Source organism: Nostoc sp. (assembly GCF_036917555.1).
GTDB lineage: Bacteria > Cyanobacteriota > Cyanobacteriia > Cyanobacteriales > Nostocaceae > Nostoc.
In genome coordinates this window covers 402,789-415,766 of the sequence record NZ_JBALDD010000063.1, presented here as the reverse complement: position 1 = coordinate 415,766, position 12,978 = coordinate 402,789, and the positions used below count along the sequence as shown (strand labels likewise).

Below are 12,978 nucleotides of genomic sequence, written 5' to 3'. Positions count from 1 at the left end.
ACTTTTAGGCAATTATCTCTTACTCTCAACTTTGACAGCATCTATAATTAATCTTGCCCTATTTAGTTCGTTACCATGTCGGAAGAAGATATCCGAGCCGCGAGGCTGGAGAAAGTAGAACAGCTCAAGCAGTTAGGGACTAATCCTTATGCCTATCGTTGGGAATCTACCCATCATGCAGCGCAATTGCAAGAAAAATTTGCCGATTTATCCAGTGGCGAAGAAGTTGATTTAGAAGTTGCCATAGCCGGACGCATTATGGCACGTCGCGTTTTTGGTAAATTGGCTTTCTTCACCTTACAAGATGAAACCGGTACAATTCAGCTTTATCTGGATAAAAATCGCATCCAAGAAAGCATGGCAGATATTGATGCCGATGCCTTCAATCACTTGAAGCAACTTACAGATGCAGGCGACATTCTCGGAGCCAAAGGTACTATTAAACGGACTGAAAAGGGCGAGTTATCTGTCTACGTTAAACAATATACTATCCTCACTAAATCCCTGTTGCCCCTACCCGACAAGTGGCATGGATTAACGGATGTTGCCAAACGCTATCGTCAGCGCTATGTTGACTTGATTGTTAACCCAGAAGTGCGGCAAACTTTCCGCCGTCGCGCTCAAATTACTGCTGGTATTCGCCGCTATTTGGAACAGCGAGATTTTCTGGAAATTGAAACACCAGTTTTGCAAAGTGAGACTGGGGGTGCAGACGCACGTCCATTTATCACCTACCACAACACTTTAGAAATGGAATTGTATCTGCGAATTGCCACAGAACTCCATCTCAAACGGCTGATTGTGGGTGGTTTTGAAAAGGTGTTTGAATTGGGGCGAGTTTTCCGCAATGAGGGAATTTCAACTCGACACAATCCCGAATTTACGACGATTGAAATTTACCAAGCCTACGCCGACTACAACGATATGATGGCGTTGACTGAAGGGATTATTACCACTGTTGCCCAAGAGGTACTCGGCACATTACAAATTACTTACCAAGGGGAACCGATAGATTTAACACCACCTTGGCGGCGGGTAACAATGCACGATTTAGTTAAAGAATTTACGGGCTTGGATTTTAATTCGTTCCAAAGTTTAGAAGAAGCAAAAACAGCAAGTAAAAATGCTGGTATTCCTGGTATAGATGAAGCCCAATCAATTGGTAAGTTATTAAATTTAGCCTTTGAAGAGAAAGTAGAAGCCAATTTAATTCAACCTACCTTTGTAATTGATTACCCTGTAGAAATTTCGCCCCTAGCAAAACCTCACCGTTCTGTGCCTGGTTTGGTAGAACGATTTGAGTTATTTATAGTCGGGCGAGAAACTGGGAATAGCTTCTCAGAACTTACCGATCCCATCGATCAAAGAGAACGCTTAGAAGCTCAAGCGGCGCGGAAAGCTGCTGGCGACTTAGAAGCCCAAGGTGTAGATGAAGACTTTCTGACAGCTTTGGAATATGGTATGCCGCCTACAGGTGGTTTAGGGATTGGGATTGATCGATTGGTGATGTTATTAACCGATTGTGCCAGTATTCGGGATGCGATCGCCTTCCCCTTACTCAAGCCAGAAAAATCAGAATCATCCCCAGATGAAGCCAGTAGTAACAATTCGTAATTGAACCGGGGACTAGGGACTAGGTACTGAGGAAGATTTTAACTCTTCCTCCTCATTTCCCTAATCCCCGCAGTCCTTATACCACTACTTTTTCTAAGATCAGCTTAGAACGTTTCACTTGCTCAGGAATCGCCACAGGATAATCTCCGGTGAAGCAGGCAGAACAGAAACTATTGGTGTCTTCTCGCGTCGCTTCCAGCATTCCCCCCCAACTCAGATAGGCGAGGCTGTCTACTTCCAGTTGCTTAGCAATTTCTGCTACTGACTTGGTAGCAGCAATTAACTGATCCTGAGAATCGGTATCGATGCCATAAAAGCAGGGATGAGTTACAGGCGGAGAAGAAATTCGCATGTGTACCTCTACTGCACCTGCATCACGTAAGGTTTTGACTAGTTTACGGCTGGTAGTACCCCGTACAATCGAATCATCTACAATAATTACTCTTTTCCCTGCCAGCACATCTTTGAGGGGGTTGAGTTTCATCCGAAGACCCGATTCCCGCATCATTTGGGTTGGTTGAATAAAGGTTCGCCCAACATAGCGATTTTTAATTAGTCCTTCGCCGTAAGCGACACCAGATGCTTGCGAAAATCCAATAGCAGCAGGTATACCAGAATCAGGAACACCAAAGACAATATCAGCATCTACAACAGATTCTTTAGCTAGCTGGTGTCCTAATCGCATTCGATAGCTGTACAAACTCTCGTTGTGCATGACGCTATCAGGGCGGGCAAAGTAAATCATTTCAAAGATACACAATTTCCGCTTGGACTGTTTACTCCAATGATAAGAAGCTAAACCTTCTTCAGTAATCCAAACTAATTCACCTGGTTCTACGTCTCGCAAGTATTCGGCTCCAATGATGTCTAAACCACAAGTCTCGGAAGCCAAAACGTAACGGACTGGATTACCAGCCAAAGTGCCGATTACTAAGGGGCGGATTCCATTAGGGTCACGGACACCCATAACGCCGACGGGAGTGCCAATAACTAAACTAAAGGCTCCTTGGCAACGGTGAAATGCCTGAATTGCACCTTCTAGCCAATCAGCGCCCGTATCTATGGCTTCTGCGATCGCAAAAGCGATCATTTCTGAGTCTGTTGTTGTAACTAAGTTACATTTATTCTCAAGCAACTCTTGACGCAATTGCACGGTATTGACTAAATTGCCATTATGTGCTAGGGCTATTAAACCTAAACGGGTTTCTAGTACTGCAGGTTGAGCATTAACTTTGCGGCTAGAACCTGTTGTGGAATAACGAGTGTGACCAACAGCAAGACTACCGGGCAATTGATCCAAGACAGATTCATTGAAAACTTGAGACACCAAGCCCATGTCTTTGTGGAGATGTACCTTTGTCCCCTCAAAAGTGGCAATACCAGCTGATTCTTGACCCCGATGCTGGAGGGCATACAATCCAAAGTAGGTCAGTTTAGCAACGTTTTCTCCTGGGGCGTAGATCCCAAAAACACCACAAGCTTCTTCTGGCTTGTCAGGCTGATTTTCATGACTATTGATTGGGTTGTTGGTCTGGTCGGGGTATTCATCCGAAGTGACAGAATGAATAGAAATCATGCTAGCTTTGCTCCTAGTGGGGGGTCAATCAATCTTGGATTTGAGATTGACGATTTTGGATTGATCGCACCGTAGTAAGGATGCGGCTTAGGATTTGAGAATGCCTATTTTAGATTTGTTTCGCCCAGTAAGAGCAAGATATGAACTAGAAGCAATGCCCCTAATCCAAAATCTAAAATTCAAAATCTCAAATTGGTAGTCAGTCACTGGGATTATATAGATGGCTGCGGAGTTCTTAACAAATCTTTAACCATCCATTAAAACAGTACCGTAAATTTGCTCAGAGACGCTAATAGTTCTGAGTGAAGTCTAAATATTCAGCACTCAAAACTCAGCACTCAGAAGTAGTGGTATGGATGGTGAGACGTCTGGCGATCGCATGGAAATAGCGATCGTTCATATCTTCGATACTAACTTTGATTAAGGTTTGGTTATCAGTGGTGAAAACCCCCAAACCCGTCTCAAAATTACCAACTACACCGAGTTTCTGCCACTCTTGACTTAGATGTTCCTGTAAATATGATTCCCAAATTTCTTGTTGTGCTGATGCTACAGAAACTAAAATTCTGGCACCACCTTCGGCAAACAACACCTCGTCGAGGCGGTTTAACTGTGTTGGTGCTATTTCTAAATTGATTTCGGCACCAAAATTGCCAGCAATGCAACATTCGGCTATGGCGATCGCCAATCCTCCCTCAGCAGAATCATGGGCTGAATGTACCCAACCATTACGAATTCCCTCACGACAAACTTTCTGAACGCGACGTTCCAAGTCAAAATCTACTTGTGGTGGTTTTCCAGCAACAGTATCGTGGATAGTGGCTAAATATTCAGATGCTCCCAAACTGATTTTAGATGCCAGAGGCAATCCGAGAAGATAAATCACATCGCCGGATGCTTGCCAACCTTGACTACAAATTTTGGTTATATCAGGAATCAAGCCCACCATACCGACAACAGGGGTGGGATAAATGGGTTGTGGGATGCCTTGAGAATCGAGAGTTTCATTGTACAAAGAGACATTTCCGCCCGTGACGGGTGTCGCCAATTCTCGGCAACCTTCCGCCAAACCGCGACAAGCTTCTGCCAATTGCCAGTAACCAATGGGTTTTTCTGGAGAGCCAAAATTTAGGTTATCCGTCACAGCCAGAGGTTCTGCACCCACACAGCTAAGATTGCGTGCCGCTTCTGCCACCACTGCCTTAGCTCCTTCGTAGGGGTGAAGATAAACATAACGAGGATTACAATCTACCGTGGCTGCAACACCGCGTTGGACATTGTGAATTCTTCTCTGCTCCTCTGCCTTTTTGCTCCTTTGCCCCTTATCCTCTTGAAGGGGGCGCAAACGGATAACAGCTGCATCTGCACCACCTGGCAGCATGACTGTATTATTTTGTACTTGATGGTCATACTGACGATATACCCAATTTTTAGAAGCGATCGTGGGTGTATCGAGCAAAGTTAAGAGAATATCCTTCCAACTTTGCAATCCTCCTGGAAGTTCTATTCCAGCAGTTGTGGAAGCAGGTAGGGAATCAGCAGTCCATTCCCAAGCTTTACGTGCATATTCTGGTGCTTCTGCTAACAACTCCCGGTTATACAGTGGGGTATTCTCCGCCAAAGCCTCAGCGGGAATTTCTGCTGCTACTTCACCCTGAAAGAGAATTCGCACGATCGGTTCAGCGATGACTGTCCCGGCAACAACGGCTTGAAGTCCCCACCGATGGAAAATGTCAATTAATTCTTGCTCACACCCTTTATGAGCAACAAACAGCATTCGTTCTTGAGATTCCGAAAGCAGATATTCATAAGGAACCATCCCTATTTCTCTGACGGGAATCTTATCTAAATCTAGTTCAATTCCCACACCGCCTTTTGCTGCCATCTCTGAGGTAGAACAGGTGATTCCCGCCGCTCCCATATCTTGGGCGGCGACAACTGCACCCGTCTTAAACGCCTCCAGACAAGCTTCAATTAACGACTTTTCCAAAAAGGGATCGCCCACTTGCACAGCAGGGCGATCGTCTATGGATTGATCGCTCAATTCTGCACTAGCAAAACTCGCGCCTCCCATGCCGTCGCGCCCAGTGGTGGAACCAACATACAACACGGGGTTGCCTAAGCCAGATGCTCCAGATTTGACGATTTCTGATGTTTCCATCAACCCTAGTGCCATAACGTTCACTAGAGGATTTTCAGAGTAAGCAGAGTCAAAGTAAACTTCGCCGCCAACGGTGGGTACTCCCACACAGTTACCATAATGAGAGATTCCTGCCACCACACCGCTAAACAGTCGTTGGGTTTTGGGATCTTCTAAAGAACCAAAACGTAACGAGTTTAATAGGGCAATGGGACGCGCACCCATTGTAAAAATATCTCTGAGAATACCTCCGACTCCCGTTGCAGCTCCTTGAAAGGGTTCGACCGCTGAGGGATGGTTGTGAGATTCAATCTTAAAAGCTAATTGGAGTCCATCACCCAAGTCTACAACACCAGCATTTTCACCAGGCCCCACCAGGATGCGGGGGCCATCGGTGGGAAATTGTTTGAGTAGAGGTCGAGAATTTTTATAACAGCAATGCTCAGACCACATCACGCCAAACATTCCCAGTTCAGCTTTGTTGGGATGACGGCCTAACCGACGGACAATTTCTGCGTATTCTTCTGGTTTAAGACCTTCAGCAGCTATTTCTTGGGGGGAAAAGGCTGGTTTTGAGGTTGCAGTCATGAAAGTAATGCACTCTGGGGGGACAGAGCATTATTCTATCGATTTACTTGCCCTGTAAGTACAGTTCCAGAAATGCAGATAATTCTTCTTTGGATATTTCTTTCTGAACTACTTGAATCACCAAGTTGTAAGCTTGCTCTTGAGATAGGTTGAGAGTGTAGCCATTTAAGTTCAAAAAAGTAAGTATAACAGCGAAAACGGTACGCTTATTGCCATCAATAAACGGATGGTTCATTGCTAAATGGTAGAGGTACGCTGCTGCTTGCTTGTGAATTGTTGGATGGAGAAGTTCACCGCCAAAAGTAGCTTGAGGTTGTGCTAGTGCTGAATCTAGCAAACCTTCGTCTCTAGCACCTCATGTTCCACCAAATCTTTGAATTTGGCGTTGGTGAACATCTAAGACTTGAGAAATAGTGAGAAATTTAAGAGTCTGCAAGCTGAAGGAATACCTCTTCCCATTTTTTTTCAACTGCTAAGTAAGTCTGCCATACTTCTTCATTTGAGGCAATCTGATTTGAGGCAGTATTTTCTACTTTATCTTCATTTTGTTCAATTTTACGGAAATATTCAGCAAAATCAGGAATATTTAATAATATTTTTTCAGTAGCTTCGTTTTCTTCTGTTTTTTGTAGATAAGCAATAATTGCAACTGCTACTCGTAACTTCTCAGGAGAAAGTTGATGCAAACGGCTTTCGGCTTCTGATAAATAATTGCTGTGCTTTTGTTCTGTTGCCATCGTTACCCCAAGCTAGGTTTTTTTTGCCAATTGTGAATCACTTATGCTGCTAACTCTAACTTATCGCGCTTACAACCACCGCATCATTTAAATTAGTAGCTGAGTTGGTAAATGGCGTTAAAAGTATTTTGGGATGCTAATTAATTTATGTTGCAAAACACGACGCCTACGGCGGCAAGCTACGCACTTTTACTTTCCTGTAGATTGAAGCGCGATCGCTCTTTAATTTAAACTCTAACTAAATACTTGTATTTCCATCTTGGTAAATATTGGCAGAAGATGCTTGTGCAGCCTTTCTTACAAGCAAACTTATTTCTTGGATGGAGGGGTAGTAAAACCTCAGAATGCACTCAACAGGATTATTCCGACAATCAGGTAGACAAGATGAAGATTATTAGCACAAAAAATGCTTTAGTCTTTAAAGATAACTTGATTTTTTAATCTTGGTGAAATTTCTAGCTCCTTTACCTACGTGAATTTATGGTCACTCAGAGATTATTCGGGTATATGCAGTTTAGATGTAACAATCAAGTGACGAGAATCACACATATCGATGATTAGGATCGTCTCGCAGCGATCGGTAACTAGGCATAATTAATGACAACTGAACTCTAGCCGAGTCATTAATAGGGAACACACTTAATAGCCGACAGCCTTAATCAAGGACTGTCGGTTTTTTGTATTTGTCATTTGTCATTAGTCATTAGTCAAATGCCCAATACTTCTCTAAGAGACGCTACACACTCAGTACAAGTACCCCATGCCCATATCCATAAAATTTCCCCACAACTGGTTGGTAACTTGACAGAGATTTTGCCACAGCCACTACCAAATGTGGGGAAGGTATGATCAAATTGGGGATTTTATGCCTATCGAGTGCTAATACCTCGCACTCACTCTAGTAGACCGGAAGTATATTCCTAGAACCAACACATACTTTGTATTAAGACATCGCTTGAATGATGTAATCAAAGTAAGGTGCTGCTTCAGCAGCGTCTTCTGCACTCAGTAAGCTAAGGGAGGCTGTTTTGAGGGAATTAATCGCTTCTACCATTCCAGGCACGGGAACGCCCAATGAATTGTACATTTCCCGCACACCAATCAAACCGATTTTTTCAATTGGCTCTTTATCACCGGCAAGTACACCATAGGTAATTAGGCGTAAGTACCAGCCAAAATCACGGATACATAGAGACCGTTGGCGTTCACCGTAAGCATTACCTCCGGGGGAGATAAAGTCAGGACGCTTCTGCCAAAGTTGTTTGGTTGCTTCCTGAACTATCTTTTTTTCGTTTTCGGCTAAGGTAGCTGCAATCCGCGTCCGTTGTACGCCAGTTTGCAAAAAGTCTTTGATATTTTTAAGTTCGCCACTGCTGGGATAACGCAGTTCGTCGTCGGCTTTGAGAATAACTTGGCTAATTACAGTCATGATGATTGAAATCACCTGAAATATTATCTGTTAGTTTAGCGAGTTGGAGGTACACAAGTGAAGGGATCGAAGTTACTTATGTATTGAATTTATCTGTTTGGGGAGAGTAGGGAGTAGGGAGTAGGCGAAATGAAGGGGACGATGACCAATGACTAATGACAAATGACAAAAATAATTTGGCAACAGGGTGAATTAATTGAAGTGACGATCGCTAATCTGAGTGATACAGGCGATGGTGTGGGGCGCGCTGATGAGCGTGTTGTGTTTGTCCCAGATACTATACCAGGCGATCGCGCCATTGTCCGCTTAGTTCATGTTAAACCTAAATACGCCCACGGTAAGCTCCAACAGCTATTGTCACCATCCGCCCACCGTATCCGACCCAGTTGTATTGTGGCTGACAAGTGTGGTGGTTGCCAGTGGCAGCATATTAATTATGATTACCAGCTAGCTGCCAAGCAAAATCAAGTTATCCAAGCTTTGGAACGCATTGGCGGTTTTATCCAACCACCAGTAGATCCGGTACTCGCTGCCCCTTTTGCTTTAGCCTACCGTAACAAATCTACATATCCTCTGGGCACATCGGCAACAGGACAGGTACAAGCTGGTTACTATCAAAAAGGTAGTCACCAATTAATTAATTTAAATCAATGTCCAGTCCAAGATGTGCGATTAAATCCCTTACTTGCCGAAGTTAAGCAGGATATTCAACAGCAAGGTTGGCAAATTTATGACGAACAGCGCCACCAAGGAAAAATTCGCCATCTCGGTTTACGCATTGGCCGACACACAGGGGAAATGTTGCTGACTTTGGTGGTAAAGGACTGGAATTTATCAGGAATTGAAACCCAAGCCCAGGAATGGTTAAAGCGCTATCCGCAGTTAGTGGGAGTGTCGCTCAATCGCAATAGCGATCGCACAAATGCTATCTTTGGATCAGAAACCCGTTGCATCGCTGGAGTACCCCACCTGCGTGAAAATTTTGCTGGACTGGAATTTCAAGTACGCCCAGATACATTTTTCCAAGTGTATACAGAAACCGCAGAGGCACTATTGCAGGTAATTCAATTAGAACTCAATCTTCAAGGGCATGAGTTCCTAGTTGATGCTTATTGTGGTATAGGGACTTTAACTTTACCCCTCGCCAAAAAAGTACGTATTGCTACAGGATTAGAAGTGCAACCAGCAGCAGTAGAACAAGCAATTTTGAATGCCCACCGCAATGGAATTGATAATGCGACATTCCAAGCCGGGGCAGTAGAGAAATTGCTTCCCCAAATGGGCACAATACCAGAAGTAGTAATACTCGATCCGCCACGTAAAGGGTGTGATCGCGCAGTCATAGATACTTTACGGCAATTGAAACCATCTCGGATCGTTTACGTCAGCTGTAAAGTAGCTACCCTCGCCCGCGACCTGAAATTGCTTTGTCAGGATGGGCAATATACCATTACACGGGTACAACCTGCTGATTTTTTTCCTCAAACTGCTCATGTTGAAACTGCCGCCTTTCTTGTACTATCACATTTTGACAAGGGTAGTAATTCCTTCAAAAAAACTGAAATTTGAAAATTTTAGTTTAGTGCATACTAAAGATGCTAAAATTGAATTAAGCCAAAAATAAAAACTCATTTTTTTTAAATAAATTCAAGTTGCATAGGTTATTAAAAACATGAAGAAGATTGTGTAAATTATAAATCGGCAACTAACTAGAGTATGCTAATACTCTCTAAAATTAACAGCATATTTTTAATCTGCTGACTTCATTATCAAACTTATTCCAGCCGATATATACCTAAACAATCCCCATTCATAGTTATAGAGCCAATGCTCCCTAGCATTTTCAAAATTTAGTTTTAAAGACGCAAGTTTGAAGGCAGCATGACCACCTCAAGTTTTATCAGGGTGACTGTAATAGCAAACTGATGTCTAGCTAACTGAAAGCTATGGGGTTTCTCTTGTGATTACTATTTCACTCCGTCCAGTTGGACGTTATTGGGGCACTATTAGTTTTGCCTCAACCCTCTACCTTTGTCCCATATTAGACTTATTGTTGGCAGAAATTCCAGCAAGATTACAAGCAGAATTGCGGCTAGGACTTCAAGAAGCTCTAGTCAACGCAGCCAAACATGGTAATAATCTCGATCCGAGTAAAACAGTTGTAGTTCGTTTTTCCGTAATAGATAATCAATACTGGTGGATAATATCAGACCAGGGTAGTGGCTTTACTCCTTCATCTACTAGTAATGAAGAACCAACAGACTATCTTCCACCAGATGAGTCAGAAAATGGTCGTGGTTTATGTCTTCTGCATCAAATTTTTGATCAGGTAGAGTGGAACCGTAAAGGCACAGAATTGAGGCTTTGTAAACAAATGGAAAATCGCCGGGGATTATCTCTGCTACGGTAGGGTAGTTAAGAGTTAAGAGTTGAATAATAATTCATGACTCTTAACTCTTAACTTCTAACTTTTTCCGTGAGTCGGACAGGGAGGGGCAGAAATAGAGCGATCTAACCAACCAACTGCTTGTTCTAATCTAGCTTGAGCTTCTTCTGGCTGATTCTTTAAAAGATACACAATCGCTGCTGCTACTTGTTCATTAGCGCGAGAATTGCGGTTAGACTTGAGGCGATGCCAATCGTTAGGGGAAATAGTCAGCCTTTCCATAAGGGCTTGAGCTAGTTCCAGAGTACTAAGTTCATTCAGTTGACTGGTTTTAGGCAGCTGAGTAGATTGAGACATAATTATGAGTGCTGAGTGCTGAGTGCTGAGTGCTGTTAGCGGAAGCGGGGCGTTTAGCCCGTGCTGAGTCAAAACTCATAGTTTTAATTTTGACTATTGGCAGACTCGCCTTTAATCTTAGTTTACTACTTGTACATGAAGCCGTCTAAACAATCACAGCCGTCAGCAGAAAATCCCGAATCAGATTTTGAACAAGAATTAGAGGAAGTAGAGCGATCGCTCCTATCCTTAAGAGAACGTTACGAGCAAGTGCAACGCGATCGCCAACAACAGGCACAATGGCAACAGCGCCGCGATCAACTAAAGCACAATAAATCTCAGACACCAGAAATCAAAGCAGAGTTACGGCAAATTCAACAGCAGTTGGAAAGGCTAGAACTAAACTTAGAAAGCCAGTTATTTTCTTGGCGTAGCCTCAAAAAACCTTTCTGGCAAGTAGTCCGCTTTGGTGGAATGGGCGTTATCATAGGCTGGATATTAAAGTCTTATGCTGGGTAAATATGGTAAATCGACGGATTGCAGAAATATTGCGAAGTGGCCAATCTGATGAGTCCCTCCAAGTGCAAGGCTGGGTACGGACAAAACGTGAGTCAAAAGGATTTGCTTTTATCGAAGTCAATGACGGCTCATCGCTAGCTAATTTGCAAGTCGTCATTAATCAGGATTTGCCAGATTACGAAGCTATATTAAAAAAATTAAATACAGGTGCTGCTGTCGAAGTGACAGGCGTACTAGTGGCTTCTCTTGGTAAAGGACAACGGATTGAGTTGAAAGCCGACTCCGTGAAAGTTTACGGTGAAGCTGATCCCGATACATATCCACTGCAAAAGAAACGCCACTCCTTTGAGTTTCTGCGAACCATTGGACATTTGCGATCGCGTACCAATTCATTTGGTGCAGTTTTCCGCGTCAGAAATGCTTGCTCTACAGCAATTCACCAATTCTTCCACGAAAGAGGCTTTTTGTGGGTACACACACCGATCATCACTGCTAGCGACTGCGAAGGTGCAGGTGAACTTTTTAGCGTTACCAGTTTGGATTTAAAGAATATTCCCCGCACAGAAAATCAAGCAGTAGATTACAGCCAAGACTTTTTTGCTAAACCCACATATTTAACAGTTAGCGGCCAGTTGGAAGCGGAAGTTATGGCGATGGCGTTTTCTAACGTCTACACCTTTGGCCCTACCTTCCGTGCAGAAAATTCCAACACCTCCCGCCACCTAGCAGAATTTTGGATGGTTGAGCCAGAAATGGCTTTTTGTGACCTAGAAGGTGATATGGATTTAGCTGAGGCGTTTCTCAAACACATTTTTAAATATGTGTTGGAAACTTGCCCAGAAGACATGGAATTTTTCAATGAACGCATTGATAAATCTGTGTTGGCGACAGCCGAAAATATTATTAACAATCAGTTTGAACGCTTAACTTATACAGAAGCCATCAAACTTTTAGAAAAAGCTGATGTTAAATTTGAATATCCTGTAAGTTGGGGTTTAGATTTACAATCAGAACACGAACGCTACCTAGCTGAACAATTATTTAAAAAGCCTGCAATCGTTACAGATTACCCAGCGCAAATCAAAGCTTTTTATATGCGCTTGAATGACGATGAAAAAACCGTCTGTGCAATGGATATTCTTGCACCTAAAATTGGCGAAATTGTCGGCGGTTCGCAGCGAGAAGAACGCCTAGAAGTTCTAGAACGCCGCGTGTTAGCGCAAGGATTAAACCCAGAAGAGTTGTGGTGGTATCTCGATTTACGTCGTTACGGTACTGTTCCCCATGCTGGTTTTGGACTAGGTTTTGAACGACTCGTGCAATTTATGACTGGTATGGGAAATATTCGTGATGTGATTCCCTTTCCCCGTACACCGCAGAGTGCTGAGTTTTAGTTTGAGAATTTTAAAACCAGATGATTAGAAATCGCATCTATACAAGCTAAGTCCGTTGGCGCGGACTAATAAAAACTTTGAAACCCGCATTCGCGGGTTTTGCTTTTATAGCCGTGTATTTCCTAAAGTGATTAGTTAAAATTAGGGTTTTTGAATCTCCTCTTGTAAAACTTGAATTTGCTCAATAGGTAATTCAGTAACTTGAGCAATTTGTTCTAAACTCATTCCAATTCGTAGCAAATTTAAAGCCATACTTTCT

The 12,978-nt window shown here is 43.1% G+C and carries 12 protein-coding genes; 6 read left to right on the top strand and 6 right to left on the bottom strand.

Annotation, left to right across the window (positions count from 1 at the left end; genetic code table 11):
• The first annotated feature begins 75 nt into the window (after positions 1-75).
• Positions 76-1,614, top strand: a complete 1,539-nt coding sequence (gene lysS / locus V7K60_RS24380) for a lysine--tRNA ligase (protein WP_334929128.1) — start codon at positions 76-78, stop codon at positions 1,612-1,614.
• 76 nt (positions 1,615-1,690) lie between these two features.
• Here lysS and purF read toward each other — a convergent pair whose 3' ends face one another.
• The 4 genes from purF to V7K60_RS24360 all read right to left on the bottom strand — a co-directional run bounded on the left by purF (position 1,691) and on the right by V7K60_RS24360 (position 6,655).
• A complete protein-coding gene (purF, locus tag V7K60_RS24375; protein WP_334929126.1) occupies positions 1,691-3,190 on the bottom strand; it encodes an amidophosphoribosyltransferase in 1,500 nt (499 codons plus the stop codon).
• Between the two features lie 331 nt (positions 3,191-3,521).
• A complete protein-coding gene (gene purL, locus V7K60_RS24370) occupies positions 3,522-5,918 on the bottom strand; it encodes a phosphoribosylformylglycinamidine synthase subunit PurL (RefSeq protein ID WP_334929124.1) in 2,397 nt (798 codons plus the stop codon).
• 43 nt (positions 5,919-5,961) lie between these two features.
• Positions 5,962-6,255 (bottom strand): type II toxin-antitoxin system death-on-curing family toxin, encoded by a 294-nt coding sequence (locus tag V7K60_RS24365; RefSeq protein WP_334929122.1) that lies wholly within the window; start codon positions 6,253-6,255, stop codon positions 5,962-5,964.
• Positions 6,256-6,340: 85 nt separating this feature from the next.
• Positions 6,341-6,655: a hypothetical protein gene (locus tag V7K60_RS24360; RefSeq protein ID WP_334929120.1), complete on the bottom strand. Its 315-nt coding sequence runs from the start codon at positions 6,653-6,655 to the stop codon at positions 6,341-6,343.
• Between the two features lie 711 nt (positions 6,656-7,366).
• On the opposite strand from V7K60_RS24360, the gene V7K60_RS24355 reads away from it, so the two are divergent.
• Positions 7,367-7,504, top strand: coding sequence for a hypothetical protein (locus V7K60_RS24355; RefSeq protein WP_334929118.1), 138 nt, complete (start codon positions 7,367-7,369; stop codon positions 7,502-7,504).
• Between the two features lie 94 nt (positions 7,505-7,598).
• On the opposite strand, the gene V7K60_RS24350 is transcribed toward V7K60_RS24355, so the two are convergent.
• Positions 7,599-8,084 carry an allophycocyanin subunit alpha-B gene (locus V7K60_RS24350; protein ID WP_094348587.1) on the bottom strand — a complete coding sequence of 162 codons (486 nt, stop codon included), beginning with the start codon at positions 8,082-8,084 and terminating at the stop codon, positions 7,599-7,601.
• Between the two features lie 162 nt (positions 8,085-8,246).
• On the opposite strand from V7K60_RS24350, the gene rlmD reads away from it, so the two are divergent.
• Positions 8,247-9,653 carry a 23S rRNA (uracil(1939)-C(5))-methyltransferase RlmD gene (gene rlmD / locus V7K60_RS24345; protein WP_334929116.1) on the top strand — a complete coding sequence of 469 codons (1,407 nt, stop codon included), beginning with the start codon at positions 8,247-8,249 and terminating at the stop codon, positions 9,651-9,653.
• Between the two features lie 391 nt (positions 9,654-10,044).
• Positions 10,045-10,494: an ATP-binding protein gene (locus V7K60_RS24340; protein WP_334929114.1), complete on the top strand. Its 450-nt coding sequence runs from the start codon at positions 10,045-10,047 to the stop codon at positions 10,492-10,494.
• A gap of 54 nt (positions 10,495-10,548) precedes the next feature.
• Here V7K60_RS24340 and V7K60_RS24335 read toward each other — a convergent pair whose 3' ends face one another.
• Positions 10,549-10,827, bottom strand: coding sequence for a DUF6439 family protein (locus V7K60_RS24335; protein ID WP_334929112.1), 279 nt, complete (start codon positions 10,825-10,827; stop codon positions 10,549-10,551).
• A 135-nt stretch (positions 10,828-10,962) separates the two neighbouring features.
• Between V7K60_RS24335 and V7K60_RS24330 the strand changes: the two genes are divergently transcribed.
• Entirely contained in the window at positions 10,963-11,325 is a 363-nt protein-coding gene (locus V7K60_RS24330; protein WP_334929110.1) for a hypothetical protein, read from the top strand.
• 2 nt (positions 11,326-11,327) lie between these two features.
• Entirely contained in the window at positions 11,328-12,719 is a 1,392-nt protein-coding gene (gene asnS / locus V7K60_RS24325; protein ID WP_334929108.1) for an asparagine--tRNA ligase, read from the top strand.
• Positions 12,720-12,978 lie beyond the last annotated feature (259 nt).

Bases quoted from the DNA above. Each gene is read 5' to 3' on its own strand.
- purL (WP_334929124.1), bottom strand. From the start codon at position 5,918: ATGACTGCAACCTCAAAACCAGCCTTTTCCCCCCAAGAAATAGCTGCT.
- V7K60_RS24335 (WP_334929112.1), bottom strand. From the start codon at position 10,827: ATGTCTCAATCTACTCAGCTGCCTAAAACCAGTCAACTGAATGAACTT.
- V7K60_RS24350 (WP_094348587.1), bottom strand. From the start codon at position 8,084: ATGACTGTAATTAGCCAAGTTATTCTCAAAGCCGACGACGAACTGCGT.
- purF (WP_334929126.1), bottom strand. From the start codon at position 3,190: ATGATTTCTATTCATTCTGTCACTTCGGATGAATACCCCGACCAGACC.
- V7K60_RS24355 (WP_334929118.1), top strand. From the start codon at position 7,367: ATGCCCAATACTTCTCTAAGAGACGCTACACACTCAGTACAAGTACCC.
- asnS (WP_334929108.1), top strand. From the start codon at position 11,328: ATGGTAAATCGACGGATTGCAGAAATATTGCGAAGTGGCCAATCTGAT.
- V7K60_RS24360 (WP_334929120.1), bottom strand. From the start codon at position 6,655: ATGGCAACAGAACAAAAGCACAGCAATTATTTATCAGAAGCCGAAAGC.
- lysS (WP_334929128.1), top strand. From the start codon at position 76: ATGTCGGAAGAAGATATCCGAGCCGCGAGGCTGGAGAAAGTAGAACAG.
- rlmD (WP_334929116.1), top strand. From the start codon at position 8,247: ATGACAAAAATAATTTGGCAACAGGGTGAATTAATTGAAGTGACGATC.
- V7K60_RS24330 (WP_334929110.1), top strand. From the start codon at position 10,963: ATGAAGCCGTCTAAACAATCACAGCCGTCAGCAGAAAATCCCGAATCA.